The 26,912-nt window shown below is 63.8% G+C and carries 23 protein-coding genes; 5 read left to right on the top strand and 18 right to left on the bottom strand.

Features of this window, described 5'->3' with window-relative positions:
• Window positions 1–33: 33 nt before the first annotated feature.
• The 7 genes from CH286_RS01155 to mftE all read right to left on the bottom strand — a co-directional run bounded on the left by CH286_RS01155 (window position 34) and on the right by mftE (window position 7,547).
• On the bottom strand, window positions 34–573 hold the full coding sequence (locus CH286_RS01155) for a DUF779 domain-containing protein (protein WP_052077824.1): 540 nt from the start codon (window positions 571–573) through the stop codon (window positions 34–36).
• Window positions 573–2,096: an acetaldehyde dehydrogenase ExaC gene (gene exaC, locus CH286_RS01160; protein ID WP_032376614.1), complete on the bottom strand. Its 1,524-nt coding sequence runs from the start codon at window positions 2,094–2,096 to the stop codon at window positions 573–575. Before exaC ends, CH286_RS01155 begins: the two co-directional genes overlap by 1 nt.
• 122 nt (window positions 2,097–2,218) lie before the next feature.
• On the bottom strand, window positions 2,219–3,514 hold the full coding sequence (locus tag CH286_RS01165; RefSeq protein WP_032376613.1) for a transcriptional regulator: 1,296 nt from the start codon (window positions 3,512–3,514) through the stop codon (window positions 2,219–2,221).
• A 108-nt stretch (window positions 3,515–3,622) separates the two neighbouring features.
• On the bottom strand, window positions 3,623–3,760 hold the full coding sequence (locus CH286_RS27710) for a hypothetical protein (RefSeq protein WP_165712752.1): 138 nt from the start codon (window positions 3,758–3,760) through the stop codon (window positions 3,623–3,625).
• A 50-nt stretch (window positions 3,761–3,810) separates the two neighbouring features.
• Window positions 3,811–5,304 carry a mycofactocin dehydrogenase MftG gene (mftG, locus tag CH286_RS01170; protein ID WP_094608090.1) on the bottom strand — a complete coding sequence of 498 codons (1,494 nt, stop codon included), beginning with the start codon at window positions 5,302–5,304 and terminating at the stop codon, window positions 3,811–3,813.
• Between the two features lie 33 nt (window positions 5,305–5,337).
• Complete coding sequence (mftF, locus tag CH286_RS01175; RefSeq protein WP_032405014.1) at window positions 5,338–6,735, bottom strand: mycofactocin biosynthesis glycosyltransferase MftF; 1,398 nt, start codon at window positions 6,733–6,735, stop codon at window positions 5,338–5,340.
• A gap of 125 nt (window positions 6,736–6,860) precedes the next feature.
• Window positions 6,861–7,547 (bottom strand): mycofactocin biosynthesis peptidyl-dipeptidase MftE, encoded by a 687-nt coding sequence (gene mftE, locus CH286_RS01180; RefSeq protein ID WP_094608091.1) that lies wholly within the window; start codon window positions 7,545–7,547, stop codon window positions 6,861–6,863.
• Between the two features lie 71 nt (window positions 7,548–7,618).
• On the opposite strand from mftE, the gene CH286_RS01185 reads away from it, so the two are divergent.
• The 3 genes from CH286_RS01185 to CH286_RS01195 all read left to right on the top strand — a co-directional run bounded on the left by CH286_RS01185 (window position 7,619) and on the right by CH286_RS01195 (window position 10,752).
• Window positions 7,619–8,344 carry a GntR family transcriptional regulator gene (locus CH286_RS01185; protein WP_032404649.1) on the top strand — a complete coding sequence of 242 codons (726 nt, stop codon included), beginning with the start codon at window positions 7,619–7,621 and terminating at the stop codon, window positions 8,342–8,344.
• Between the two features lie 112 nt (window positions 8,345–8,456).
• Window positions 8,457–10,010 carry an NCS1 family nucleobase:cation symporter-1 gene (locus CH286_RS01190; protein WP_094608118.1) on the top strand — a complete coding sequence of 518 codons (1,554 nt, stop codon included), beginning with the start codon at window positions 8,457–8,459 and terminating at the stop codon, window positions 10,008–10,010.
• A 10-nt stretch (window positions 10,011–10,020) separates the two neighbouring features.
• The gene (locus CH286_RS01195; RefSeq protein ID WP_037147786.1) at window positions 10,021–10,752 is read left to right on the top strand and encodes an aspartate/glutamate racemase family protein; all 732 of its coding nucleotides are present in this window, start codon (window positions 10,021–10,023) and stop codon (window positions 10,750–10,752) included.
• Between the two features lie 3 nt (window positions 10,753–10,755).
• Here CH286_RS01195 and CH286_RS27555 read toward each other — a convergent pair whose 3' ends face one another.
• Both CH286_RS27555 and CH286_RS01200 read right to left on the bottom strand, forming a co-directional pair.
• Window positions 10,756–10,950, bottom strand: a complete 195-nt coding sequence (locus tag CH286_RS27555; RefSeq protein ID WP_141215763.1) for a hypothetical protein — start codon at window positions 10,948–10,950, stop codon at window positions 10,756–10,758.
• A 26-nt stretch (window positions 10,951–10,976) separates the two neighbouring features.
• Window positions 10,977–14,750: an NACHT and WD repeat domain-containing protein gene (locus CH286_RS01200; RefSeq protein WP_094608092.1), complete on the bottom strand. Its 3,774-nt coding sequence runs from the start codon at window positions 14,748–14,750 to the stop codon at window positions 10,977–10,979.
• A gap of 222 nt (window positions 14,751–14,972) precedes the next feature.
• Here CH286_RS01200 and CH286_RS28035 point away from each other — a divergent pair, with 222 nt between their 5' ends.
• Complete coding sequence (locus CH286_RS28035) at window positions 14,973–15,299, top strand: LuxR C-terminal-related transcriptional regulator (RefSeq protein ID WP_230592593.1); 327 nt, start codon at window positions 14,973–14,975, stop codon at window positions 15,297–15,299.
• Window positions 15,300–15,312: 13 nt separating this feature from the next.
• Here CH286_RS28035 and mftD (CH286_RS01210) read toward each other — a convergent pair whose 3' ends face one another.
• From mftD (CH286_RS01210) to mftA, 5 genes are read right to left on the bottom strand one after another with little or no spacing between them, the layout of a single operon-like run.
• Window positions 15,313–16,494, bottom strand: coding sequence for a pre-mycofactocin synthase MftD (mftD, locus tag CH286_RS01210; RefSeq protein ID WP_094608093.1), 1,182 nt, complete (start codon window positions 16,492–16,494; stop codon window positions 15,313–15,315).
• Window positions 16,491–17,669: a pre-mycofactocin synthase MftD gene (gene mftD, locus CH286_RS01215; RefSeq protein ID WP_037147782.1), complete on the bottom strand. Its 1,179-nt coding sequence runs from the start codon at window positions 17,667–17,669 to the stop codon at window positions 16,491–16,493. The genes mftD (CH286_RS01210) and mftD (CH286_RS01215) overlap by 4 nt, the downstream gene beginning before the upstream one ends.
• 16 nt (window positions 17,670–17,685) lie before the next feature.
• A complete protein-coding gene (mftC, locus tag CH286_RS01220) occupies window positions 17,686–18,921 on the bottom strand; it encodes a mycofactocin radical SAM maturase (RefSeq protein ID WP_032404643.1) in 1,236 nt (411 codons plus the stop codon).
• 34 nt (window positions 18,922–18,955) lie between these two features.
• Entirely contained in the window at window positions 18,956–19,249 is a 294-nt protein-coding gene (gene mftB / locus CH286_RS01225; RefSeq protein ID WP_032404642.1) for a mycofactocin biosynthesis chaperone MftB, read from the bottom strand.
• Window positions 19,250–19,251: 2 nt separating this feature from the next.
• A complete protein-coding gene (gene mftA, locus CH286_RS01230; protein WP_080734238.1) occupies window positions 19,252–19,365 on the bottom strand; it encodes a mycofactocin precursor MftA in 114 nt (37 codons plus the stop codon).
• A 294-nt stretch (window positions 19,366–19,659) separates the two neighbouring features.
• Between mftA and mftM the strand changes: the two genes are divergently transcribed.
• Window positions 19,660–20,487, top strand: a complete 828-nt coding sequence (gene mftM / locus CH286_RS01235; protein ID WP_094608119.1) for a mycofactocin oligosaccharide methyltransferase MftM — start codon at window positions 19,660–19,662, stop codon at window positions 20,485–20,487.
• Between the two features lie 72 nt (window positions 20,488–20,559).
• On the opposite strand, the gene CH286_RS01240 is transcribed toward mftM, so the two are convergent.
• The 4 genes from CH286_RS01240 to CH286_RS01255 form a co-directional block, all read right to left on the bottom strand.
• Window positions 20,560–22,893 carry an HNH endonuclease signature motif containing protein gene (locus CH286_RS01240; protein ID WP_176458093.1) on the bottom strand — a complete coding sequence of 778 codons (2,334 nt, stop codon included), beginning with the start codon at window positions 22,891–22,893 and terminating at the stop codon, window positions 20,560–20,562.
• A 206-nt stretch (window positions 22,894–23,099) separates the two neighbouring features.
• The gene (trpS, locus tag CH286_RS01245; protein WP_094608095.1) at window positions 23,100–24,140 is read right to left on the bottom strand and encodes a tryptophan--tRNA ligase; all 1,041 of its coding nucleotides are present in this window, start codon (window positions 24,138–24,140) and stop codon (window positions 23,100–23,102) included.
• A 233-nt stretch (window positions 24,141–24,373) separates the two neighbouring features.
• Window positions 24,374–25,639, bottom strand: a complete 1,266-nt coding sequence (locus CH286_RS01250) for an acyl-CoA dehydrogenase family protein (RefSeq protein WP_094608096.1) — start codon at window positions 25,637–25,639, stop codon at window positions 24,374–24,376.
• Between the two features lie 154 nt (window positions 25,640–25,793).
• A complete protein-coding gene (locus tag CH286_RS01255) occupies window positions 25,794–26,801 on the bottom strand; it encodes a helix-turn-helix domain-containing protein (RefSeq protein ID WP_094608097.1) in 1,008 nt (335 codons plus the stop codon).
• Window positions 26,802–26,912 lie beyond the last annotated feature (111 nt).

Consider the following 26,912-nt stretch of genomic DNA (forward strand, 5'->3'; position numbering starts at 1 on the left):
GCATTCAACCGCGCCACTGCGGCGCAGCCGCACTCAGCCTTGGAGCATCCCCGGGACGGGACATGCGTCGACAGCCTCGGCGACAACCAGAGGTTCGTCGGGAACCTCGGGCCGTCGACCCTCTTCCCAGTCGACGCCGACGAGCGGCGGGTGCTCGGCCAACATCTCGTTCTCCTCGGCGGTGTACGCGCGGCCTCGGCTCAGGAAGCGAACCCCTTCCGGGGACTCGAGCGAGAACCCACCACCGCGGCCGGGCACAACGTCGAGTACCAGCTGGGTGTGTTTCCATGCCTGGAACTGCGACCCCGAAATCCAGACCGCGACCCCGTCGGCCCCCTCGGGCAGAGTCGTCGCAACCTCACCCACTCCGAGCCTCAGGTCGATGAACCCGAGCAGGACGTCGCGGTCACCGACGATGAATTCGCCTGCGGGATAACACATCGGCGACGATCCGTCACAACATCCACCGGACTGATGCATCATCAGTTCCCCGTGGATACCGCCGAGGCGACGGAGCAAGTCCATCGCCTCGACGGTGGTCTTCAGCCGCGCAGGCGGCCGAGCGTCCAGCATCAGAAGAAGCCCTGTGCCTTCTGCGCGTAACTCACCAACAGGTTCTTCGTCTGCTGGTAGTGATCGAGCATCATCTTGTGGTTCTCGCGACCGATACCGGACTGCTTGTAGCCACCGAACGCGGCGTGCGCCGGGTACTGGTGGTACGTGTTGGTCCACACGCGACCGGCCTGAATATCGCGGCCGGCGCGGTAGGCGATGCCGCCGTCGCGAGACCAGACGCCGGCACCGAGACCGTACAGGGTGTCGTTGGCGATCTCGATGGCGTTGTCGTAGTCGGTGAACGACGTGACCGAGACGACCGGTCCGAAGATCTCTTCCTGGAAGATGCGCATGTTGTTCTTGCCGGTGAAGATGGTGGGCTGCATGTAGTAGCCACCGTTGAGGTCGCCGCCGAGTTGTGCGCGCTCGCCGCCGGTGACGACCTGCGCGCCTTCGCCCTTGCCGATCTCGATGTACGAGAGAATCTTCTCGAGCTGGTCGTTCGATGCCTGGGCACCGATCATGGTCTCGGTATCGAGCGGATCTCCCTGTCGCACAGCCTTGGTGCGGATGGCAGCGAGGGCGAGGAACTCGTCGAAGATGTCCGCCTGAATCAGCGAGCGCGACGGGCACGTGCATACTTCACCCTGGTTGAGGGCGAACATCGTGAAGCCCTCGAGGGCCTTGTCCTGGTAATCGTCGTTGGCCTGCAGCACGTCGGAGAAGAAGACGTTGGGGCTCTTGCCACCGAGCTCCAGTGTCACGGGAATCAGGTTCTGCGAGGCGTACTGCATGATCAGGCGGCCGGTGGTGGTCTCGCCGGTGAACGCGATCTTGGAAATACGCGGGCTCGATGCCAGCGGCTTTCCTGCCTCGACACCGAAGCCGTTGACGATGTTGATCACGCCCGGGGGCAGCAGGTCACCGATGATCGAAATCAGGTGCAGGATCGACGCGGGGGTCTGCTCGGCGGGCTTGAGCACCACGGCATTACCCGCCGCGAGTGCAGGCGCGAGCTTCCACACGGCCATGAGGATGGGGAAGTTCCACGGGATGATCTGTCCGACTACGCCGAGCGGCTCGTGAAAGTGGTAAGCCACTGTGTCGCTGTCGATTTCGGACAGCGAGCCCTCCTGCGCGCGAATGCAGCCGGCGAAGTACCGGAAGTGATCGATGGCCAACGGAATATCGGCGTTGAGGGTTTCGCGGATCGGCTTGCCGTTGTCCCAGGATTCTGCCAGCGCGATGGACTCGAGGTTCTCGGCGATGCGGTCGGCGATCTTGTTGAGGATCACTGCGCGCTCGGCGGCGGACGTCTTGCCCCACGCTGGTGCTGCGGCGTGTGCCGCGTCGAGTGCGAGTTCGATGTCTTCGGACGTGGAGCGGGCGACCTCGCAGAAGTTCTCACCGGTGACGGGAGTCGGGTTCTCGAAGTACTGGCCCTTGACCGGCGGTACCCACTCGCCGCCGATCCAGTTGTCGTAGCGCGACTGGAACGACATGACGGAATCGGCGGTACCTGGACGGGCGTAGACGGACATTGATAATCCTCCTGATCGACACGTGCTTCACAGTTGATGCGGTGTGTGATTCAGGACACTAGGCCGTGCAACGTTGCAAGTACGTTGCCGATATTTCGCACCGGCGGGGCGCGACGGGTGCGTCAGATTCCGAGTTCGCGATCGAGTAGATCGATGCGCGCGCTCACCTGACCGTAGAGCGCGGAATCCCTGCTCAGAGTGGCCCGGTAGGCCTCCCAAGCGATGACGTCCGTGCGCCCGTGGATGGACGAGGTCCATTGCGCGAGCAGCACCGGGTCTCCGAGCCGGAGCAACGCGGCCTGCATACGAGACCGCAGTTCCTCCCGGATGCTCTCGATGCCGGGCGCGGACGACCCCGGGAGTACTGGGCCGGAGTAGATCCGTAGAGCAGCGTCGACGTCGCCGCGGTCCAGCGCGCGCCGGATGTCGCCGACATCGGAGGTCAACTCGCCGACCAGACGGTAGGGCCGCGAAGCCAGACCTGCCGTGCCGAAGGTCTTGCGCAGTCTCGACATCTCGGCGCGGATGGTGACGGAATCGAGTTCCTGCTCGTCGAGGAGCACCGCGAGGTGGTCCGAGCTGAGCCCTTCCGGATGCTCACCCAACAGCAGCAAGATTTCGGCGTGTCGCTGGGAAAGCGGCACACGGCCGGATCCGCGAACCACTCCCGGTCGGCCGGATCCGAGAACTTCGAGTCGAGGAGCCGTGTCGCCCAACGATTTCGGCGAGTTCATCAAGTGCAGACGCAACTCGGATTCGGCCGCGGCGACGGTGGCACGCACCAGAGAGAGCACCTCGGGCACCGCCACCCGCGGGCCACCGGTGATGTCGATGGCTCCCAGAATGTGACCGCTGGTGGGGTGGTGCACCGGTGCCGCCGAGCAGCTCCACTCGTGCACCGACCGAGAGAAATGCTCCGACGCGAAGATCTGCACACTGTGGTCGACCGCGAGCGCGGTACCGGGAGCATTGGTGCCCTTGCTCTCCTCGCTCCAGTCGACGCCTTCGGCGAAGTCCATCGTGAGCGCCCGATCCTTCGCCGCAGAATCACCCTCCACCCACAGCAGGCGTCCCTCCGCATCCGAAATCGCCACGAGCAATCCCGTATCGGAAGCGTCCTCGACCAATAGCTTGCGAATGACCGGGCGGATGATGGCCATCGGATGACCGTTGCGGTAGCGCTCGAGATCCGGCCCGGTCAGAATCGGAGTGTCGTTTCCACCGTCGGGATCGACGCCCTTCGTGCGACTGCGCATCCACGAATCGAGCACGACGGACCGAACCGTCGAACCGTGCGTACGGATGTCGTCGACGAAAGACTGATGGGCACTGGACATTTGGCGCGCCAGAACGGCGACGTCCTCGCCCGGGCGCACTGCGACCCAGGGGTTGCCGCCACTGTCCGATCGGCTTGCCATTCGACGCTTCCTCCGTGACCTGTCCACATTGCTGTAACCCAGCTCACAAGCAAGGATACAGCCGTGGCCGACGCGAGCGGCGGGCCCGGTCACGTCGACCGCGAGTGGCTACTTCTTCTTGACGGCCGAGGTGATGATGTCGTTGCTGGTGTCACCACTGGACTTCGCCCGCTTGTCTGCGCGCTTGTCCTTGAGAGATTTGCCGGTTTTCTTGGTCATCGTGTTGCGGGGCGATTTGTCCGACATGGCAGTAACCCATCTATTGGGGAACCTGAACGGTCCCCAGACCACGAACGCTACGCTTCCCCGCGCCGATCGTGGTCTGCAATCAAGGCAGCAGCACGCTCGGCGAACATGACGGCCGTCGCGTGTGGCCCACGGCTGGGCACCACCGGGAATGCCGAGGTATCGACGACGAAGAGTCCGTCGACGCCGCGCACCCGGCAGCGATCGTCCAGTACCGAACTCGGATCCGACTCGGGCCCCATCCTGGCGCTACCGGACAGGTGCAGTGATGTGCCGAGCGCTGCGAGGGGATTCTCGATCGTGGACACAGTCACGGTCTCCGACATGATCGGCGACGCCAGCAGATCGCGCGCGAGTTCGACGCCCTCGCGCATAGCGCGCCGGTCGACCTCCGATTCGAGATAGTGGTACCGCACGTCCGGAGCCGCTAACGGGTCCGTACTGCGCAGCGCAATGCTCCCGCGACTCGTCGATCGCATCAGGCCGACGCCGACTACGTGCGGCCCGGGCTGGAGACCGGAGATCAGCCGGTCGAACTTTCTGGTGTACGGCCTGATTTCCACAGCGCCTGCATGTAGAACCGCCTCCAGCGCAGGCGATTTCGACGGACGTTCGTTCTTCCCGACGACGGGAACGGCAACCTCGGGATGGTCACTGAAACCTCGACCCACACCAGGGCTGTCGACCACGACCGAAATCCCCAGCGCAACAAGATCATCAGCTGGACCGATACCTGATCGAAGTAACAGTGCCGGGGTGTGCACAGAACCGGCAGACAGAATCACTTTGTCGGACCTCACGATACTGCGCACGCCGTCGACGACCATCTCGACGCCGATCACCCTGCTGCCGTGGAACATCAACGACGTCACCGTCGAATTTCCCTGCACGCGTAAGTTCTGCCGATCCAGGATCGGCAAAAGATATGCGAGAGCTGCACTTACGCGGGTGCCGTTGCGGATGTTCAACGGCACAGCACCGACTCCCCCGGCGGACGCTCCGGGAGAGTTCAGGTCCTGTTGCATCGAAAATCCTGCATTCACTGCAGAATCGACGAATGCCGTTGTGATCGGATGTCGACCGTGTACCGGGGTGCGCGCGACCGGCATGGGTCCGCGAGATCCGTGCCACCGCCTCTGCATCCCGGCATCGAGATCTGTTTCGGAGCCGAGGTAGAACGGCAGCACCTGCTCGAAAGACCACAGCGACTGCGGCCAGGTGTCGAAGTCCGTGGGCGTGGCACGAACGAAGTAACCACCGTTCACTGCGCCCGAGCCGCCCAGCACCCGGCCTCGAGCAATCGTTCGGCCGACGCCGGAGGTGAGTTCGGCCGAGTACGTTCCCACCCATTCGCTGCCGGGTCCGATGGGAAGCATCGATGCGTCGGTCAGGTCGGCCGGGACTTCAGCGACAGCAGAGAACGTGGGTCCGGCTTCGAGCAACAACACCGATCGATCGGGATTCTCGCTCGACCGAGAGGCAACGACACAGCCGCAGGAGCCACCGCCGACGACTATGACGTCCGCGTACTCGATCCGGTTCACACCATCGACGGATCGGGCCGGGTTCGCACCGCGTCAGCCGTCCAAGCGTGGCTTGAGCGCATCGATGCTTCGGGCCGACAGAGCGCCTTTCCACAACCCCGCACCGTAGGCAATATCGTCGGCTCGTTTGAAGAAGGCATAGCGCACCGGATCGAGACCGCCGAGTTCGCGGTGCTTACTCCAATCCGAGAATGCCTCTGCGACAGCCAATCCGAGTGCGATCTTTCGAATTCGACTGGACAGCAATACAGCGAGAAGGGTGATCGGCCAATAATGTCGGCACAAGGCCGACGCCAGTTGCCACAACCCCGCCACAAAACCTTCCGCGGCAAGAATCGCCGCGATGCGAGTGGGCTGGTCCAAGCCGACGAACATCTTGCGAAGTCGAACAACCGTCACGCCGAGTGTCGCAGCTGCGCCGACGAGTCCGATCCGCGTCAGACTCGCAGCGAGCAGGCACGCGATGAGCGTCCATGGAGACATCGCAATCGGCGGCACCATTCCCGGATGACGAGCGGACAACGGTGTGGCACCGGTTCCGTAGAACAACTTGCGAGCGAACCATTCGACGAAGGTGACGCGGTGCTCGTGAGCAACGTGGGCGACGGGCTCGTAGCGCAACCGCCACCCTGCCTCCTGCAGCCGCCAGCACAGGTCCACATCCTCCGCCACGTGCATCGACTCGTCGAATCCTTCGCAGTCCATCGCAACGGACCGGCGCAGCAACATCGCGGCGCTGGGTACGTAGGACACCGAGCTCCCGGCCCGCACTGCCGCTTCTCTGCGACCGAGATCGAGCGACGAGCGTGCGTGCTCGTATCGGGCCAGCGCACTGCCTTCGGGCTCGAGCGCGACGATGCGGGGTGCCACCAACGCCACAGCAGGATCCGAGAAATGACCTAGCATCACCTCGAGCCAGCCCTTGCGCGGCACGACGTCCGAATCCAGAAATGCGACAAAATCAGTTGTAGCGCAGCGTAATCCAGTATTTCGCGCCGCAGCCGGTCCGCGTGAGCGCTCGTGCCGGAGCACCGTCACACTGCCCACACTGCACGCCATCCGCGGCACTGCGACCGGGATGTCGGACCCGTCGTCGACGATGATGACATGCAGCCCGTGCAACGCCGTGATCAGACGCTCGAGCCCGGCCTCGTTGTTCTTGAGCGGAACGACGACGGTGACGTCGGACGGCGACGGGATCGACATCGGGCGCGGGTTGCCGACTCCCGAGTCGAGAAGTTTGCGTGCGACGAGTGCGGACTGCGAGTCGGTCACTTCGATGAAACCGTCGCCGATCATCGCGGCCGCCGTCGGTGCGAGTGTGAGCATCCGTGTCGGCGAACCACCGATCAGGACGCGTCCTTCGGAGAATGTGCGTACGCGTGGATCGACTCTCACCCCGAAGCCATCAGGCAACCGACCTTCACCCATCAGGAGATCGTAAGCGGACAAGCCTCTGGTGTGTCGGCCACCCGCAAAATCGGACGGAACATACCTGCTGCCCGTTTCTTCGGATTCGATCGCGGGACGCTGAACAGGCGTTTCGCCCAGGTCGGTCACGCGATCACTCCATGCTCGGAGGGACTCCATCTCCGCACCGCACCGCCGGCGCGGGCTCGAAGTAGCTCGAACGCCCGACGCCCCTCCTCCGGATCGGCTCCGGAGGGGTCGCCGAGCACACCGTTTGCAGCGACCGATGCGACGCCGTCGGCGCGCAGCGCAGGAAGTAGGGCGGCGATGTCGGTCACATTGCCCACCTCCGCCTTGCTCATATCCACTACCTCGGGCGAAAGGTGCAGCAGCATCGACGTTTCGGTGCGCCCAGCGTGAGCATCTGCTCCGGGCACCGCGCACGGGAACCAGACGACGTCACGCCCCTCGTAGCGCAGCAGCAGCACTGCAGATCGCAGGGCGGGCCCGTTGCCGCCGTGCCCGTTGACGAACACCACCCGTTCGGCCCACCGGCACGCGGAGCGCCCGTATTCCACCAGCACCGTCTCGAGTGCTGCAGCGCCGATCGACACGGTGCCGGGAAATCCCTCGTGCTCGCCGCTGGACCCGTACGCGATCGCGGGAGCAACGAGCGCGTTGTCGATGGTGTGCGCAACGGCGGTGGCGATCCGGGTGTCGGTATCGAGCGGCAGGTGCGGTCCGTGTTGCTCGATCGAGCCGACCGGCACCACGAGGGTCCCGGACCCATCGACGTCCGGCCAGTACTGCGTACCGAGGGGGTCCGTGGCCATGGGTGCCGATGCTATCGGTATGGAACGAGAACGTCACGCCGTCGAAACACTGCGCCGCTAACCTTCGGTTCGTGCCACCCCGTCGCCGGTCGATATTTCTCTCGCAATTGTCGATAACGACGCCGGGTGGTCCACAGCCGACAATTCTTCGAGAGTTACGCCGAGTAATTCTCGCCGGCGATGCGCCACCGAATACGCCGATCCCGCTCAACGAGGTAGCGGAACTTTTCGGGGTGAGCAGAATCCCGGTGCGCGAATCTCTCAAGACACTCATCGGTGAGGGATTGGTCGATCATCGACCGAATCTCGGTTACACAGTCGCTCAGTTGACCGCGGCCGAGCTTCGCGAAATGTACATCGTGCGAGAGGTTCTGGAGACCGCAGCCCTTCCGGTCGCGGTGGATCTCGCCACCGAGGACGACCGCGCCCACCTCATCGAGGTCAATCGCCTGCTCGAGGCCTCACTCACCCAGGACGACTCACGTGAATACCATCGGCTCTCGCGTGAATTCCACCTGTCCCTGACCCGCCCGTGCCGGATGCATCGGTTGCTTCACATGCTTGAATCCGCCTGGAACATAACCGAACCCATACAGCCGATGGTTCACGTGGCCGGATCGGACAGGGCATCACTGCACAGCGATCACGCAGATATGCTCACGGCCTTTCTCGCCGGCGATTCCGCGGGCCTGCTGCGAGCCGCGCAGCATCATCACACGCGTCTCAATTCGGTCATTTCGACATTGTCGAACGACCACGGATTGTTCGCCGATCCGCCACCCGACCAGACGCGATAGAAATTCCGCCAAAGATATATCGCTTACGTCACGAGCGCGCAACACTTCGCCGCTAACTTTTCCTCATTCATCTCCTTCGTTCACCTCATACGCCATGCCGTCAGGAGCATCGATGACAGATACAGCGCACGGTCCCGCCCAAACGGGAGATCTTGTGGAAGCCGCGGGCCACCCCGTCGGTGGCGGACTGATCAAGGACAGTTACGACCCGCGACTGACCAACGAGGATCTTGCTCCGCTGAAGAAGCAGACCTGGACCTCGTACAACCTGTTCGCCTTCTGGATGTCGGATGTGCACTCGGTCGGTGGCTACGTGACCGCGGGCAGCCTGTTCGCGCTCGGGCTGGCCAGTTGGCAGGTGCTGATCGCACTCCTCGTCGGCATCACGATCGTCTACTTCTTCTGCAACCTCGTCGCCAAGCCCAGCCAGGTGTCGGGGGTTCCGTACCCGGTCATCTGCCGCAGCGTCTTCGGCGTCCTCGGTGCCAATATCCCGGCCATCATCCGCGGCCTGATCGCGGTGGCCTGGTACGGCATTCAGACGTTCCTGGCCTCGGCCGCACTCGATATCGTGCTGATCAAGTTGTTCCCGTCGCTGGCTCCGTACGCGGTGACTGCGGACTACGGTTTCGTCGGACTCTCGCTGCTCGGCTGGGCGAGCTTCCTGTTCCTCTGGGTCGTGCAAGCCGCGGTCTTCTGGCGTGGCATGGAGTCCATTCGCAAGTTCATCGACTTCTGCGGCCCTGCGGTCTACGTCGTGATGTTCATGCTGTGCGGCTACCTGATCTGGAAAGCCGGCTGGGGCGCGATCGACCTCAACCTCGGCGAGGTCGAGCACACGGGTCTGAGCTCGATCCCGGTGATGCTCGGTGCCATTGCGCTCGTGGTCTCGTACTTCTCCGGTCCGATGCTCAACTTCGGCGACTTCTCGCGTTACGGCAAGTCCTATGCCGCAGTGAAGAAGGGCAACTTCCTCGGCCTGCCGGTGAACTTCCTGGTGTTCTCGATTCTCGTCGTCGTCACTGCCTCGCTGACGCTGCCGGTGTTCGGTGAGCTGATCACCGACCCGGTCGAGACCGTCGCCCGAATCGACAGCACGTTCGCGATCGTCCTCGGTGCTCTGACCTTCACGATCGCCACCATCGGCATCAACATCGTCGCCAACTTCATCTCGCCGGCATTCGACTTCTCCAACGTCAGCCCCCAGAAGATCAGCTGGCGTGCCGGCGGCATGATCGCGGCCATCGGCTCGGTGCTCATCACCCCGTGGAACCTGTACAACAATCCCGAGGTCATTCACCTGACCCTGGAAACTCTCGGTGCGTTCATCGGACCGTTGTTCGGCATCCTGATCGCCGACTACTACCTCGTCCGCAAGCAGAAAGTCGTTGTCGACGAACTGTTCTCGATGTCGCCGACCGGGTTGTACTGGTACTCGAAGGGTTACAACCCGGCAGCGGTGTACTCGACCGTCGTCGGCGCGCTCGTAGCCATGTTCACCGTGCTCTTCAACGGAGCAATCGACGGCATGGAGATCGCCGGTATGTCGACGGCCTCGAAGTACAGTTGGTTCATCGGCTGCGGCATCGGCTTCGTCATGTACTTCTATCTGGCGACGAAGACCAAGCTCGCTGTCACCAACTTCGACGTTCCAGCCAAGGCATAGGATTTCGTACGTGCTCATCAAGGTCATCAATCCGAACACCACCGGTTCGATGACCGCAACGATCGGTGATTGTGCCCGGGCCGTAGTTGGCCCGGGCACCGTCATCGATGCGGTCAGTCCCTCGATGGGGCCGGTATCCATCGAAAGCCACGTGGACGAAGCCCTCAGCGTCCCCGGCATTCTCGCCGAGATCGCCAGTGGCGAAGCTGCGGGGGTCGACGGCTACGTCATTGCCTGCTTCGGCGATCCCGGCATCGACGCGGCCCGCGAATCTGCGTCCGGACCGGTCATCGGTATCGCGGAAGCGGCAATGCATGCCGCGAGTTTTCTGGGCCGCGGATTCAGTGTCGTCACCACCCTCGGCCGCACCGTCGGCCGGGCACAGGATCTGGCGCATCACTACGGCTTCGGCCGCCACTGCCTCGGCATCCATGCCTGCGACTTGCCGGTCCTCGATCTCGAGACCGACCCCGACGCCCGCAAGATCGTCACCGAAGCGTGTCGCGTCGCCGTCGAGACCGACGGCAGCGATGCTGTGGTTCTCGGCTGCGCGGGCATGGCCGATCTCTGCCAACACATTTCGGCCGAGATCGGTGTACCCGTCGTCGACGGTGTGGCCGCGGGAACACTGTTCGTGCAGTCCCTTGTAACCCTCGGACTGCGCACCGGAAAGCGCGGCGAATTCGCCGCCCCGCCGCCCAAGCTCTATACAGGGATGCTCGACGGATTCAGTAGGCCCTGAGCGTTACCTGGACCGACCCAGCTTGGCGACGGTGTAACCGATTGCTGCGCCGGCAACCAGTACGCCGACGAGCAGCAGTACGACCTGCAGGGCCGTGGACATCGAGTTTTCGAACAACCCGACGTAGATCACCACGCAGGACGCCACGAGTGCGACGAGAGCAGACGTCGAAGCGCTTCTCGGAAACCTTTCGGTCATTGCGCAAGTACACCATCCTCAGCCGGTCAGCTGCTACACAACTCTCGGTAAGGAACGCCGGGCAGGTACTGGACCCATTCGGCCTCTGTGACCACCGATCCTCCGGATCCACACAGGCGACTGCGCACCTCCTCCGGCTCGGTGCGCCAGATGCGAACGTCACGGGCCGCACCACCGCCGAACACCACGCGTCCGTCTGCGGCGAAACCCGCATCGTTGACGCGCTGACCGTACGCGGAGAGGGCGGCGTACTGCTCGGGTGCGGTGCGGTCGCCTACGTTCCACAACCACAGCGTCGATCCCCCGTCACCGGCAGCCATCCGTTCACCGGACCTATCGAACGAGAGCGAGTAGATCGGGCTGGACGGCCCGACGATGCGAGCCAGGTGCTGCGGCTCGGCCGAGTTCGCCATGTCCCACAATCGAATCGAGCGATCCGCACTGCCCGCGGCAAGAGTGTGCCCGTCCGGTGAGATGGCCACGGCCTGGACGCTACTTCCGAAACCGCCGAGCACGGCCGTCCGGCGCGGATCGCTCGGGTCGCCGACATCCCACAGTTCGACCACGCCCCCCACACTGGCGATGGCGAGTACCGAACCGTCGGGCGACAGCGCCATTCCCGCGGGGTAGTTCCCCGCCTCCAGGGTCGACAACGCCCGTGGGGTTGCGGGCTCGGCCAGCGACCACAACGACACGTCGTTCGAGTTCTGGCCGGACGCGACCAGCAGGGTCCCGGTGCGGTCGAAGACCAACACAGCAGTCAAGCTGGTAGTTGCCGTCCGAACGGTACCGAGCGCCACCGGATCAGCGAGATCGGTTGTGTCCCAAAGCTGGAAACCGCCGGTCGTCGTGCCGACGGCAGCCCGATTGCCGTCGACGGTGAGCGCCACCGCACCCGTCTGGTCCATACCGTCACCGACCACCAACGGTGCCGACGCCACCGGATGCTCGACGTCCGAGACGTCCCAGAGCGTCGTGGCGGAGGCTCGGGTGCCTGCTCCGGCGAGCAAACGGGTGCCCGATGCACCGATGGGGTTCTGAAAGATCGTGTCGCCGGCGTCGGCGAGGGCCGGCCCAGGAAGCGGCCAGATTCGGGTGATGCCATCGCCACTGGCAGTGACGATCGACGAGCGATCCGGCGTGAATACGAGCGAACTCACCTCGGAAGGACCGGGAAGCGTCAGTTCTGGCTTTCCCGAGGCCGCGTCCCACACTTTCGATGAATTGTCCGAACTCGCCGCAGCGATCAGAGTCCCATCCCCACTGAACGCCACATCGTTGACATAGCTGGTGAATCCCGTCAACGCCGGCAGAGGCGACAACCGGCCGCCGTCGACAGCCCACCGCAGAACCTCGCGACCTGTAGTACCCGCGATCAGCGTGGTGCCGTCGGGAGAGAAGGCCAGCTGTTGCGCGGTGTAGGTCGATCCGTCCGAGGGGATGTCGATCAGCGGAACAGCGGCGGCTGCTGGAGACGCGGTCAGCCTGCTCGCGTCCCACAACCGCATCGCGCGCCCGGGGCCGACCGTCACTAGGTACCGACCATCGGGACTGAATTCGGTCGCTGTCGGCGAACCGGGTTGAGCCACTTCGGCCGCTGCAGTCGGCCGCGCGGGGTCGGCGACGTCGAGCAGAGGCAACGACTCGGCCCCGGTACCGACGACAAGCAAGCGGCCATCAGGAGAGTAGGACAGGCTTCGCACCTCGTCGACATCGTTGCGCGACAACAATATCGGTGCCGCCGGATCCGACACATCCCACAGTTCGACGCCGTAGAACCCACCCACGGCGAGAACGCCACCCCGCGGATCGAACGCCAGCGCGGACACGTCCCTGGAAACGATCTCGCCGAGATGCGCGTGTCCGTCCGCGAGGGACCACATCCGCACGCGCCCGTCGGAACCCGCTGTTGCCACGATGCTTCCGCGAGGGTCGACGGCAGTCACCGCCCCGCCCTCCACACCGAGTAACCGCACCGGCGTGTGGATCGCGGAGGAATCGAGCAGTGCCGATCGCGCCTCGGACGTTCGGTCCACCTCGTACGACGCCAACGCGAAGTACGCCGCCAGACCGGGATCTTGGTTCCTCAATTGGTTTGCGACACCAGCAATCTGACGAGAGACGGCCTCGGCCTCGGCGCGTTCGGCGTCGACCCGCCGACTGTTCGCATCCGATCGGGCAACGAACGCGGTCACCGCCAGTGTCACGGCCAGCACGGTCAGAAACGCGAGTGCTGCGACAAGCGTCTCGAGGGTGCGCCGACGGCGACGATCGCTTCGGTTCTGTTGCTCGACTCGTTCCGCGCTCGCTTCCATGTAGAGCCTCTCGACGGAATTGAGGTCGCGCCGACGCACCGGGCCGATGGATTCCTGCACCAGCAGCAGCCTCGACGCAGACAGCAGCGAACCGTCGTCTCGGTCGTTGTTGTTCCACAGTTCTGCCGCCTGGGTGAGTCGACGGTGTTCGACGAGCCACTGACGATCGTCGTCGAGCCATTCACCGAGCCGCGGCCACGCCGTGAGCAGCGCCTCGTGGGTCACCTGGACCGTCTCTTCTTCGACGGTCAGCAGTCTGCGCGCGGCAAACCGCTCGACCACCACATCGACGTCGGTGACGGCGTCTGCGTTCTCGTTTCCGTAGAACAGCCCGACACGATCGACGCGGCGACGCGTCACCACGTCGTCGTCGAGATTGACCAGACGCATGAAGATGCGTCGTGCTTCGCGTTGCTGTTCGGCGGTCAGGGCCAAGAACACTTCCTCGGCGCTCTGCCCCACCGCACCTCCGATCCCGCCGGTCGCGAGATAGTCCGCGACGGTCAGCGTCCTGCCTCTCGACACCTGCCACGTCGTCAGCAGCGCGTGCGAGAGCAACGGCAGGGCACCGGAGTCGTGGGCGAATTGCGATCCACGCGGACCCAATTCGCCGACCAACACCTGCACCAGGGCGTCGTCGACGATGAAGCCGGCCTTCGCGGCAGGCGACACGATGACTTCACGCAGTTGCGTTTCGGTGAGACGCCCGACGACAACCGGGTTGTCCGAAAGTCCGGCAAGCAGCGCATCCTCCGACACGGCGTCCTGATAGAAGTCGGCCCGCAGGCCGACCACGAGAACCGAATCAGAGTTCGGCAGCGACGATGCCGCACGGAGAAAGCTCTCGCGCTCACCCGCTGACGCCAGCGTCCACAGCTCCTCGGCTTGATCCAGGACGAGAACAGAACCCGGCGCGAACGATTCCATTCGCTCGGGGAATGCCCGAATATCGCCGACGCCGGAATGGACCTGCGAGCGAGGGAACCTCGATGCCAATCCAGCGCGCAGGAGCGAGGACTTACCCGAGCCCGAAGCGCCGACCACGAAGACAATGCCGCCGCCGGAGTCGAGGGCGTCACGGACGCGCACGCCGAGTCGCTCGATCACATCGTCTCGTCCGAAAAACCATTCTGCATCGGCGGACTCGAACGCTTCCAGGCCCTTGTACGGAGGGTCGCCCTTCACCGGATCGACAGTCCGCCTGCCCGGGATGGACCGCACCCTCGACACCGCATTCCACCACCGTGCGCGCTCGCCTTCGTCGTCGACTCCGCACGCGACGAGGACGGCCGAGAACATCTCGGCGCTGGCTTTGGTCGGAAGGTGGTGACCGGAAAACCAGCCGCTGATGGTGCCGTGCAGACCACCGGAACGCTCGACGATTTCACGAACTGTTGCACCCGCATCGATCCTGATCGAACGCAGTGCCGCCGCGAACTCGCTGCGGTCCGAGATCGACGAGGGATCCGGGCGCTCAGTGGTCATGAGCGCACTATAGAGCCGGTAAATCACCTACAGATGCGTGCGAACGCTTCGCTGAGCAGCAGAAACAGCAAGTTACTCCGTTCGAATGACGGTCGCATCGAATCCGAGGTCGTCCGTATTGACCCTGTATGGAGTTCGGTGCACCGCTGGATCCGCCCCGAATTTTCTTCGACGATGGACGCTGCAGTACAAGAGATCGGTCGAAAGTCGAGGGGGAAATTCATGCTCGAACAGATGCTGACGTCGGCGGCGCATCACTCGTTCCGGACGCCGGTACAGCCGGCACTCGTTGCACGCCCGGCGCGGCTCGACCCTCTTCACCGCAAGCCTGCGCTGAGCGCACGCGAGATCGAGGTCATGCTTGCCTGGTTCGCCTCGGACTCGAAGACGGTTGCAGCTCGGTCCGTCTATATCTCGGTCGGCACGATCAACACGCACATCACCCGTATTCGGCAGAAATACGCGGCGGTCGGACGCAGCGCTCCGACGAAGGCCGCTCTGTTCGCTCGGGCGCTCCAGGACGGTCATACTCACCTGTCCGAATGGTGACTGTCGGTTCGTATCAACTGCGCCGGGCGGGCTGAGTCGAGCGAGCGAAGCCTGGCGGTACGACGACGTCGCTTGGGCCCAGCGAGTGCACCGATGCATGTCCGAGACCGAGGACCGCGGAGTCCAGACCGCCGCGCAGAATTTCGAGAACGTTCTCCACGCCTGCTTGACCGTTCGCCGCCAAACCCCACAGATACGCCCGCCCGATCAACACCGCGCGCGCACCGAGAGCAAGCGCCTTCGCCACGTCACTTCCCCGCCTGATGCCACCGTCCAGGGTGATCTCCACCTGATCCCCCACTGCCTCGGCGATGGACGGCAATACCCTTATGGACGCCGGGGAACCGTCGAGATTGTTCCCACCGTGATTGGACACCGAGATCGCGGTAACGCCGGCGTCCACGGCCCGCAACGCGTCGTCGACCCGCGAAATCCCCTTGAGCATGAACGGCCCGTCCCACTGCTCACGCAGCCAGGCGATGTCCTCCCACGACGGCAACGGCGTCGACTTCCACTCCCGGTACGCCGCGAAGAACGTCGGCGCAGGCCCACCAGGCGGAGCAAGATTCGGGGCAGTCAGATCCGGATACGCACCCGCATGTCCCCAACGGGCGAGCCATCGCGGGCGCACCAGCACTTCCGGCACCAACCGCATCATCGCCCTCGCATCGAGGCGTTCCGGTATCACCGGACTCCCCCAGTCGCGGCCCTCCGAGAACGACCAGTCCATCGTCACGATCAGCCCGACCGCACCCGCACTGCGCGCACGATCGAGCATGTGCAGCAACAACTCTCGCGAACCCACCCAATGAAGTTGAAAGAACGCCCGCGGGTTCGCTGCGACGACCTCCTCGATGGGTTTGCTCGCGAACAGCGACAATCCCATCGAAATGCCCCGCGCCGCTGCTGCTCTCGCCACCGCGACCTCACCGCCGGGGTGCACCGCCTGCACACCCGTCGGGGAGATCATCACCGGGAACGCCAGCGGTTGCCCCATCAGCGTCGTCGACAACTCACGGCGGTCCGACAAACCTGCCACATGCGGGGCGAATCCGAGTTCAGCGAACGCAGCTGTATTGTCCGACGCCGTCAGACCCCGCTCCGAGCCCGCGACCAGTGCCGAATAGACGGACTTCGGCAGACGCCTCTTCGCACGCCGCTCCGCCTCGGCGACAGTCTCGAACCAGTCGGTCACACACCCAGCCTGCGGTCGAACCCGGCCGGCATCACCACATCCGAGGGTGAGAGGTCATGGACCGAGGTGTGCCCGAGTCCGAGTACCGCGGAATCGACTCCGCCGCGCAGGATGTCGAGCACGTTCTCCACACCCGCCTGACCACCGGCAGACAGACCCCACAGGTACGCCCGCCCGATCAACACCGCCCGCGCACCCAACGCCAGTGCCTTCACGACGTCACTGCCGCGCCGGATTCCACCGTCGAGGGTGATCTCGATCTGATCGCCGACGGCCTCCGCGATCGCAGGCAACGCCCGGATCGGAGCCGGCGTGCCGTCGAGATTGTTGCCGCCGTGATTGGACACGGAAATAGCGGTCACGCCCGCATCGACAGCCCGCTTGGCGTCGTCGACGCGCATCACGCCCTTGAGCATGAACGGCCCGCCCCACTGCTCCCGCAGCCACGCCACGTCCTCCCACGTCGGCAACGGAGTACCCATCCATTCGCCGTACGCCCCGAAGAACGTCGGCGCGGGACCACCGGTGGGTGGCGTCAGGTTCGGAGTAGTCAAATCCGGGATCTTCCCGGTCTTGGCGAACTCCCACAACCACTTCGGTCGCATGATGCCTTCCGGGGCGAACTGAACCATGGCCTTGAGGTCCATCTTCTCCGGGATCGACGGGCTGCCCCAATCGCGGCCGTTCGAGAACGACCAGTCCAGGGTCATGATCAACCCGACAGCTCCCGCGGCACGGGCCCGCTCCATCCGCTGCAGCAGGATCTCACGCGAACCCACCCAGTACATCTGGAAGAAGGTCTGCGGGTTGGCGGCCGCGACCTCCTCCACCGACTTGCTGGCGAACGAGGACAGGCCAATCGGAATCCCGCGCGCTGCAGCAGCTCTCGCGACAGCGACCTCACCGTCCGGGTGCACTGCCTGCACACCCGTCGGGGAGATCATCACCGGGAACGACAGCGTCTGCCCCATCACCGTCGTCGACAAGTCACGTTTGTCCGACAACCCCGCCACATGCGGGGCGAAGCCGAGCTCGCCGAACGCCGCCATGTTGTCGTCGATCGTCAACCCGCGTTCGGACCCGGCCACCAGCGCGGCATACACGGACTTCGGCAAACGCTTCTTCGCACGCCGCTGCGCTTCGGCAACGGTTTCGAACCACTCACTCTTGGCCATTACTGTGCCTTCTGTTTCATGACTGTTCCTGTTCCATTCCTGCGAGCGGATTCTCGTCGCAGATCTTCGCCGGCGGACGCATCATCAACGTCAACGGCACCGACTTTCGAGGGGTCTTGCGCTGCCCGGTCCGCGAATGATCGACACTGGACTTCGGGATCTCCCCCGCCGCCGCCAACGCCATTTCGCCGTTACCGATGACGCATTCGGGATCCGGACCGTCCATGGGCAGGCCGGTGAAGAATTTCGCTGCCATGCATCCACCTCGGCATGAATCGAAATGGGCGCACTTGGTGCATGCGCCGGAGGTCTGCGGCGAGCGCAGTTCCTGGAACAATTCCGATGTCTGCCAGACCGATTGGAATCCGCCCATTCCGTCTTTCGCGTCGCGGACGATGTTGCCGGCGAGGAAGTTCTCGTGAATGGCGAAGGGGCACGCATACACGTCGCCGATCGGGTCGATCAAACACACCACACGGCCTGCACCGCACAGGTTGAGCCCGGGCAGAGCGTCACCGAATGCCGACAGGTGGAAGAACGAATCCCCCGTCAATACGCCTTCACCGTTCGCGACGAGCCAGTTGTAGAGCTCGCGCTGCTGACCGGCCGTCGGGTGCAGATCGTCCCAGACATCCGCGCCGCGTCCCGATGGCCGCAACCGGGTGATACGCAGTGTTGCAGCGTATTTGTCGGCGAGAGCCTTGAAGTCGTCGAGCTGGCTGACGTTGTGCCGGGTAACGACGACGGAGATCTTCGCGTCCCGGAAGCCGGCCTCTTTCAGGTTCTCCAGAGCGCGGCAGGCCATGTCGAACGAACCCGGCCCGCGGACTGCGTCGTTGACCTCTGCGGTCGCGCCGTCGATGGAGATCTGTACGTCGACGTAGTCAGACGCGGCCAGACGCGCGGCGACCTTCTTGTCGATCTTGACGCCATTGGTGGAGAACTTCACCCCCACTTGATGCGCCGTCGCGTAATCGACGAGCTCCCAGAAGTCCGACCGCACCGTCGGCTCACCGCCACCGATGTTGACATAGAACACCTGCATCTTCTGCAGCTCGTCGATGATCGACTTGCACTGCTCGGTGCTCAACTCACGCGGGTCACGACGACCTGACGAGGACAAGCAATGCACGCACGACAGGTTGCAGGCGTAGGTCAACTCCCACGTCAGACAGATCGGTGCGTCGAGCCCGAGCTCGAACTGATCGACCAGTTTTCCTACCGGAGCTGGTCTTTCGAGGGTGGAGGTCATGGGAGGAAGTCCTCTTCTGCAGTAGGTCAGGGCTTTACGGGCGGGTGATCATGTTCGAGTGAGCCAGCGTGGTGAGTGCTTTCACATACGGGGCCGACGCAGATTCGGCGATCCCCGCGGCTGCGATCGCCGAACGCATGTCCGGGTGATCGGGCAGCGATTCGATGATCGCCACGATCGTGCGGTTCTTCAGAAACGAAAGCTTGCGAGTTCCGAAGTGATACAGCAACGCCCCGAACGACTCCGGACGCAACGCCACCTGCGGATGCAGAGCCCACGGCACATCCAAATCGAACTCGTCGAGGTCCTCGCGCACTGCAGTGGTCATGATCAGTACACGCCGCACATGCCGTCGATCGACACTTCCTCCACCAACGACTCCTCGACCAGATCGGATTCGACGACAGCCGCACCGACCACAGCGTTCTCGTTCTTCTTCGACATCTGAAACCTCCTACGAAATTTGCTCGGTCACAATCCAATTGGTTGTGTCTCGGATCACCACGCTAACGGCCCACACGGTCCATGAACCGGCATGGCGATCGGAACTGGTCGGCCGTCGCGATCAACCGTCCGTTCGGGTAGGTACCGGCCCGTCCGGCGCGCGGGGTCGACGGTGCCCGGGCGGGCCGACCTCGGTCACAGACGCCGAATCACCCGCTGTGTATGGGACGCTCGACCTCACCGAGGGGACAGCCCTGACAAACGACCGGCACACGACGAGCAGAAATGACTCCGATGACTGAATTGGATGCACTCGCACCTAGCCCCGATGGAGTCTGGGCTCACGAGAACGTGATGGTTCGGCACATGCGTGGACTCGGATTCGACGCTGTCCGTGTGGGCTCGACGGTCCAGGTCTGTCATGGCCTGACGTCGGCCGAGATCGGTGAGCGCCTCGTTCCGATCGTGACCGCGCAGGCACGTCATGTGGGTCTTTCTCAGCGCGAGTTCGAGTTGGTGTTGGTGGGGATCGTCCGCACCACCGTCGCCGATCCGGTCGACGCATGGGCGACCTATTACCGAAATTCGCTGGACGAGCTGCTCTCGGGCACCGCCGATTTCGCGCCGGTCCATGAACGCGCCGAGAAACTGGTCGTTGGATCGGTGCTCGACATGGGTTCGTGTTTCGGCTTCTTTCCGCTACGCCTGGCGATGAAGGGTCACTCGGTGACTGCGACGGACCTGTCGGCCGGCACCATGCGGTTGCTCGCCACCGTTGCCCCGCACCTCGGGATCACGCTCGACACCGTGGTGTGCGACGCGGCGAATGTTCCAGTTGCCGACGGCAGTGTCGACACTGTGACTGCACTACATCTCCTCGAGCACGTCGACGCCGAGACCGGCTCCCACATAGTGAAAGAAGCACTACGCATCGCGCGCACTCGTGTCGTGGTGGCCGTGCCCTTCGAGACCGAGACCACCGCCTGCCACGGACACATCCGCACGTTCGACGAGGCATCGTTGGTCGAGCTCGGTCGGTCGTCCGGTGCGCAGTTCGAGACATCGGAGCACCACGGCGGATGGCTCGTGATCGACAAGATCTCGACACCCCAGTTCGCCTGAACAGGCTTCGAGCCCGGGCGTCGCACCCGCACGAACCTAGAACGGCGGGTCGTCGGTTTCTTCGGCGGTTGGTTAGGTTTCCGGCTCCGGGCTCGCGGGCGGGTCTGGGTAGGCGATGATGCCGGATCGTCTGGGTTTGGTGGGGATGTGCGGTCTCAGGTCATTGCCGATGATGGGTACGGCTGTTCCGTTGGTGGGCAGGGTGATTCGGGTGGTCTTCGAGGTGGATCGCCAGAGTATTGCGCCGCCGGGGAGCATGACTGCTGTCCAGTAGCCGGCGGTTTTGACGGTGTGGTGGAACTCGCAGAGGCATTGGAGGTTGTTGACGGTGGTCCAGCCGCCGCCGAGGGGGTTGGCGTGGTCGAAGGGGATCACGTGATCGAGTTGGCAGCGGTCGGCGGGGCGGTGGCAGTCGGGGAAGCGGCAGTGTCGATCGCGGAAGCGAACTGCTGCGGTGGTGAAGGCGTCGGGTCGGTAGATCAGGGCTCGGTCGGTCAGTGGGTCGCGTGCGACGGACTTTCCGAGGGTGGGGTCGGCGGCGATGGCGGCTTCGAGTGCCGCGGCGAGTGATGCGTTGCCGAGGTAGAGGCCCGAGGGTGTGTGGCCTGCTGTAGGGATCGTGCGGTTGTTGCGCCGGATCGCGGAGGACAGATCGAGGGCAGAGCTGTGCCGTGTGCCCCTGCCGACTGGTGTGTGGGTGCAGAACAGGGCTGCAGCGGAGGTCAGCGACTGCAGACGACGCTGAGATCGATCGTCGCCCGGTGCCGGGTCGGTCGGGCCAGCCTCTGCTGGGACTGGATCCGGTATTGAACCTTGCTCGGCTGGCGGCTTCGGAGTGGGCGATGACACGGTGGCCGTCGCTGGTTCAGGTACTGGCGTCGGACCGGCTGTTGTGGAGCCGGATGGCGTTGCGGAGCCGGACGCCGTTGTGGAAGAGCGTGATTCCGGACAGTTCGGTCCGGTATCAGGTGCCGGCGAAGTCTGTCGCGCAGGTGATCGTGGAGCTGACTCGGGTTCTGTTTGTGCAGCAGGGCCGGTGTCCGACGTTGCGTCCCCTCGCGGGTCCGTCGCCGTTGCCGTCGCGCGTGTTGCTGCATGCTTCCGGACAGGATCGACGGCGTCCAGGTCGGGAGTTGTCGATGGGACGCTCGCAGGTACGGGTGCGGACTCGTCGTTCTCCTCGGCATGGTCGGTCTCGCCGACCTCATCTGCCGGTGCTGCTGGTGCCGAGGTGTTCCCCGGCGCAGAAGCAGGAGCAGGAGCAGGCGAACTGGACGAATTCGGTTCGGTCGAGGAATCAGCCTCTCTATCCCAATCCGTGGCCGACCCAATCCCCTCATCAGCATCAGCAGCCGAGTCCGCGTCTTCGTCTTCGTTTCTGTCGACGTCGGTGTCTGTCGCTGTTCCCGTCTCGCTTCCCGTTCCTTCTACCGTCTCGGGTCCTGTTGCATCCCCTGTCTTCTCGCTGTCCGGGCGTCGTTCCCATTCCCCGCTTTCCGGGTTCTGCACCGCCAGTCCCAGCTTCTCTGCGAGGGTGACAGCTTCGGTGAGCAGGACCTGCCACTGACTGTTCCGCGCCAACTCGCGCGAGAGATCGGGGTCGATCGAACCGTGGCCGGCCAGATACGCCGGGTTCGCGAGCAACCCGATGAGGGTGGCGATATCGACGGTGACCATCGTCAACGGCAACCGACGATCGGGCAGCTCTGCATCTTTTTTCGGGCAATCCGCGCGTCGGCACAGGCAAGCCAAGCGGGGTTCGCCGTGCATGCGCGCCATGAACGCATCACACAAGCGATCTTGTTTGCCGCGAGGATCTTTCGGGCAGAGGGTATCGGCCATCTCCTCGAGCAACTGCCATGCGGCGGCAGCCTCGGGGGCGGTCAATTCCGCTCGAATCCGCGCCAACTCTCCGGCCGGGCTGTAGGAAACATGGCGGAACCGTTTCGCGAACTCCCGTAGTGCTGCTGCTTCCTCCGGCGCGACCCGCAGCAGGATGTCCCAGATCTCCTTCTCCAGCGGACCGGGCGAATGACGTCGGGCCGCCTCGACGATCTCGTCCTCGACGGACTTCACGATCTCGTCGGAGAGGTTGTCGAGGATCCGGCACACCGTCCGCACACGCGGAAGGTCGATCTCCCCGGCGTCGAACGCGGTCTTCACCAGCGGTAGCCGGGTATGCAACGCAACGCCGACGGACACATACGCCTCGGCGACGGCGTTCGAGCACCCCAACGCCACAGCCATTTCGGTGCGCCCGTACCGGCTGTAGTGCTTGTGCTCGGTGTCGCGTTCGATCCACTCGCAGTGCACCCGATAGCAGGCAGCGACCTTCCGGGCAGCATGACGATTTTCTGCACACGCAACAGCAGTCAACGCCTCCAGCGACACGGTCGGTACTGCCATCCCCATTCACCCCCCGGTGACCCGAAACAAGAACGCCTGTTCGAACAAGAAGAACAGTAACCCGGACCACCGACAGGAAACCGAAGCGCAAGCTCGGCAGGTCGTGTCGACTTCTCCGAGCGGGACCGATCACCCGAGGTCGAACTCCGGACGTCGTGACCTGAACCTCTATCGATCGCATCGACGACCGTCTCGAGCCGGTGGGCCTAATACACGGTGCCCATCGCCGCGCGCACCTCGCTCAACGTCTGCTCAGCGATCTCGTTGGCCCGCTCGTTTCCATGACGCACCACCGACCGCACATAGTCGGGGTCCGCGGCCAAGTCGGCACGCCGACGACGATGTTCTGCGAGAAAGGAGTTGACCGACTCGGCCACACAGTCTTTCAGTGATCCTGCTCCCCCACCACCTATGTCGACGGCTATTACCCCGGGGTCTCGCCCCGTACACAAGCCGGCGATGGTGAGCAGTGCCGATACTCCCGGCCGTGCAGCCGGGTCGTACGAAATGTATCGATCCGAGTCGGTAGGAGTTCGACGCACCATTGCCACTGTCTCGTCCGGAGTCATCGACAGCGTGATCGCATTTCCGAAACTCTTGGACATCTTGCGACCGTCGAGTCCTGGCACCGCAGGGGCCGACGTCAGCAGCGCCTGCGGTTCCTCGAATACTGCGCCGTAACGGGAGTTGAATCGCCGCGCGATAGTCCTTGCCATCTCGATGTGCGGGAGTTGGTCTTTGCCGACAGGCACCACGTTCGCTTTGCAGAACAGGATGTCGACCGCCTGGTGCACCGGGTACGTCAGCAACAGCCCACTCAGTGCGCGGCCACTGGCGGCGAGTTCTGCTTTGACAGTGGGGTTTCGGTGGAGTTCCGCCTCGGTCACCAGGCTCAAGAACGGTAGCATCAGCTGATTGAGGGCGGGTACCGCAGAATGGGTAAAGATTATGGACTTCTCGGGGTCGATACCCGCGGCCAGATTGTCCAACGCAGCGTCGTACACATGTTGCCGCACTTGCCCGATTGCGTCGCGATCGGTGATCACCTGATAGTCGGCCAAGACCACCGTTGTCCGGACCCCTAGATCCTGCAGCCGAACTCGCTCTCGAATTGTCCCGAAGAGATGACCGAGATGCAGTGGACCTGTTGGCCGTTCACCGGTCAACGTTGTGTAGCTACTTGGATCAGCAGCGATGTCGGAGGCGAGCGCCTCGCTGCGGCCGATGCTGGACAAGTAAGTGTCCATCGAATTCCTCCTGAAAGAACGAAGGGCTGTACCGACCGCGCTTCGATCCGAATTCAGGACATCGGCGGGCTGAGTACAGCCCGCGGGACATGATCGACCGGGCTGCTAGCGCAGCCACCACCAAGCCTGTCGAGTGTCGATCATCTCGAAAGGCTACCAAGACTCGGATCGACGGGAGCGACCGATGTGGTGTCAGGATCGCAATGGATCCTGACACCACTGCCTCTGTGGGTCTAGGCGTGCTCGGGTACCGACAGTCGATTCTCTGCAGCGGCGAGTGAGTCGAATCCGTCTGCCTTGAGCAGATTGTGGACGTTGCGCCGTCGGACCCCCATGTTGCCGCCGTCGTAGACCGGGAAGCACAGGACGTCCTCCATGATCGCGGCGATCGGTGTCAGGTTCGTGTACGCATCGACACCGACGAGACGCATCGCGTCGTACACGACCTGCACGGCCGTCTCGGACGCGAAAATCTTTGCCTCGTTCGCCAATTCACGATCGCGACCGCCGGTGCGGTCGAAATGGTCGGCGGCCTTCCATGCGAAGTAGCGGACCGCCTCGATACGAGTCTTGATGTCCACCAACATGTATCCGGCGTTCTGATACTCGATGACCGGTACCGGACCGGACCGATGGTCGGTCTTGGCGAAGTGCAGTGAGTAGTCGAATGCAGCTCGCATCCTGCCCACGCACGCGGCAGCGATGGACGAGCAGGTCCAGGAGAAGGCAGTGGCGACGATGTCCAACCCGTCGCCCGGCTTGCCGATGAGGTTGCCGACCGGCACCCGTACGTCGCGGAATTCCACCCGCGGCGAATTGGTGGCGCGATGTCCGATGGTGTCGATCATGTCTGTGATCTCGACCCCCGGCGTCCCCTTCTCCACGACGATGACGGCGAGCGACTCCGACGGCGGCAGTGCAGGATCGGTACGGCAGACCACACTGATCAGGTCGGCACCCTGACCGTCCCAGCCCGAGGCGTTGGTGGTGTAGTGCTTGGCACCGTTGATGACCCACTCGTCGCCCTCGCGACGCGCGAAGGTCCGAATTCCGACGGTCGGGTCTTCCGAGTCGTAATTCGCTCCGCCGGTCACCTCTGTGTAGGCGATCGCAGCCAATCGGGGTTCGCCGTCGCAGAACAACGGGAGCCAGCGATTCTTCTGCTCCTCGGTACCGAAGTTGATGATCGGGTTGAGTCCCAATCCCGTGCCCAGCAATGCAGTCGGAGTGTTGATGTCGACCCGAGCGAGTTCCTCGGCCGCGAGCGCGAAGGTGAGATTGTCGAAGTACGCGCCGCCGTATTGATCGGGAACCAGTCCCTTGACGAATCCGAGACCGGCCAGCTGCTTGTAGACCGGCTGCAGTGCGTAGAAGCGATCCTCGGGGCGCGGTATGGAGGAAATAGCGGGCGCTACTTCGCTCAGAATGTCGTCCGCCACTTGCCGCGCCTGCATGCGCACTGCCATCTGCTTGGGGCTGAGCTCGAAACTCAGGGTCATGTGAGACTCCTCGATGTCTGTCCTGGTGGGGGGTGAAGAACGGAATCGGGCGACGCTGCCCTGCACACCATGTTTCACGGCCCGACGCATCCCGGTCTTGTACCGGACTGCGCCGTCATCGGTACCGTTCTGCACTCCCGAACAGAGAGTCCCCCTACGCCAACTGCGGCATTTCCCCTGTCTTCACCGACGCGCGGTATTCGACCGGACTGCATCCGAAACGCGATCGAAAGGTCTTGGCCAGATGGGCCGAAACCGAGAATCCCCACACTGCAGCGATCGTTCCGATCGATCGAGTGTCACGTGAATCGGCAAGCTCACGGCGACACGCTTCGACGCGATGCTCACGTACGACGGCACCGAAAGTAGTTCCCGTCCTCTCGAAGAGGGCATGGAGCGTGCGTACCGATACCCCGACATGGCGGGCCGCATCGGTAGCGGGAACACGGCCGAATGCAAGCCTGGAGTCGATGTACCGAACTACGGAGACCCGAAGTGCTTCGTCGGTCTCCGACGAGCATCCAGTGCCCCGTTGTGTCCCTCCCAGTACTGCGCGCAGCAGATCGACATGGGCAGCACCGATCATCTGCCGCTCCGCGGTCTGCAGCGAGGAATCGGTCCGCCAGGTCTCCACCATCAACGAGCCGAGCAAGCGAGCAGAACCCGACGAGCTCGAAAAACGCCGCGCAGTGGTCGCTGCCGACGGGCCGACCACGTCTGCCAGCAGAGGGCGCGGCAGTCGGAAAGACAGCACTCGCCACAGTTCGTGGTTACCGGGCTCGACGAACTCGAGCCGGTACGGGCGAGTCGAGTCGACGATGGCGAACTCGCCTCGGGAGACCGTGCACTGCCGCCCGTCCTGAGTGGTCGTACAGTGTCCGTCGAGCTGCAGATTGACGAAGACGACGTCCTCGTCCGCGCGGGCGACCTCGCGCTTTCCGTGATCGATTCGCTGTGTGCAGGAGGCGATCTCCGCTGCGTTGCCACCCCCGATCGCCGCGGAGCGCACCCATCCGGGAAGTCCGGAACGTGACGAACTGTGTTCGACGTGGTCCCGGGATCGCCACGGCGCAAGCGGGGTGAATGCCTGGCACAGGACGTCGGCCCAATAGCTCATCTGATCGGCCGGACCGAGTCCACTGGTTGTCCAATACGACGTCATGATGCACTCCGCGCTAGGTTCGAGTGCACCCACCGTAGGCCTAGGGCGTAAGCCATCCGAGGCATTTGCGTTACGAAATGCGTGCACTCTCCTCACACCGACGCGAGAGTC

Source organism: Rhodococcus sp. WWJCD1 (assembly GCF_002258735.1).
Taxonomy (GTDB): Bacteria; Actinomycetota; Actinomycetes; order Mycobacteriales; family Mycobacteriaceae; genus Rhodococcoides.

Excerpts from the sequence above, each read along its gene's own strand:
- exaC (WP_032376614.1), bottom strand. The coding sequence starts at position 2,096 with ATGTCCGTCTACGCCCGTCCAGGTACCGCCGATTCCGTCATGTCGTTC.
- CH286_RS01155 (WP_052077824.1), bottom strand. The coding sequence starts at position 573 with ATGCTGGACGCTCGGCCGCCTGCGCGGCTGAAGACCACCGTCGAGGCG.
- mftC (WP_032404643.1), bottom strand. The coding sequence starts at position 18,921 with ATGACCTCCACCCTCGAAAGACCAGCTCCGGTAGGAAAACTGGTCGAT.
- CH286_RS28035 (WP_230592593.1), top strand. The coding sequence starts at position 14,973 with ATGCTCGAACAGATGCTGACGTCGGCGGCGCATCACTCGTTCCGGACG.
- CH286_RS01250 (WP_094608096.1), bottom strand. The coding sequence starts at position 25,639 with ATGACCCTGAGTTTCGAGCTCAGCCCCAAGCAGATGGCAGTGCGCATG.
- mftB (WP_032404642.1), bottom strand. The coding sequence starts at position 19,249 with ATGACCACTGCAGTGCGCGAGGACCTCGACGAGTTCGATTTGGATGTG.
- mftM (WP_094608119.1), top strand. The coding sequence starts at position 19,660 with ATGACTGAATTGGATGCACTCGCACCTAGCCCCGATGGAGTCTGGGCT.
- trpS (WP_094608095.1), bottom strand. The coding sequence starts at position 24,140 with ATGGACACTTACTTGTCCAGCATCGGCCGCAGCGAGGCGCTCGCCTCC.
- mftE (WP_094608091.1), bottom strand. The coding sequence starts at position 7,547 with ATGGCCACGGACCCCCTCGGTACGCAGTACTGGCCGGACGTCGATGGG.
- CH286_RS27710 (WP_165712752.1), bottom strand. The coding sequence starts at position 3,760 with ATGTCGGACAAATCGCCCCGCAACACGATGACCAAGAAAACCGGCAAA.
- CH286_RS01190 (WP_094608118.1), top strand. The coding sequence starts at position 8,457 with ATGACAGATACAGCGCACGGTCCCGCCCAAACGGGAGATCTTGTGGAA.
- mftD (WP_037147782.1), bottom strand. The coding sequence starts at position 17,669 with ATGGCCAAGAGTGAGTGGTTCGAAACCGTTGCCGAAGCGCAGCGGCGT.
- mftA (WP_080734238.1), bottom strand. The coding sequence starts at position 19,365 with ATGTCGAAGAAGAACGAGAACGCTGTGGTCGGTGCGGCTGTCGTCGAA.
- CH286_RS01200 (WP_094608092.1), bottom strand. The coding sequence starts at position 14,750 with ATGACCACTGAGCGCCCGGATCCCTCGTCGATCTCGGACCGCAGCGAG.
- CH286_RS01165 (WP_032376613.1), bottom strand. The coding sequence starts at position 3,514 with ATGGCAAGCCGATCGGACAGTGGCGGCAACCCCTGGGTCGCAGTGCGC.
- CH286_RS01255 (WP_094608097.1), bottom strand. The coding sequence starts at position 26,801 with ATGACGTCGTATTGGACAACCAGTGGACTCGGTCCGGCCGATCAGATG.
- CH286_RS01240 (WP_176458093.1), bottom strand. The coding sequence starts at position 22,893 with ATGGCAGTACCGACCGTGTCGCTGGAGGCGTTGACTGCTGTTGCGTGT.
- CH286_RS27555 (WP_141215763.1), bottom strand. The coding sequence starts at position 10,950 with ATGACCGAAAGGTTTCCGAGAAGCGCTTCGACGTCTGCTCTCGTCGCA.
- mftF (WP_032405014.1), bottom strand. The coding sequence starts at position 6,735 with ATGGGTGAAGGTCGGTTGCCTGATGGCTTCGGGGTGAGAGTCGATCCA.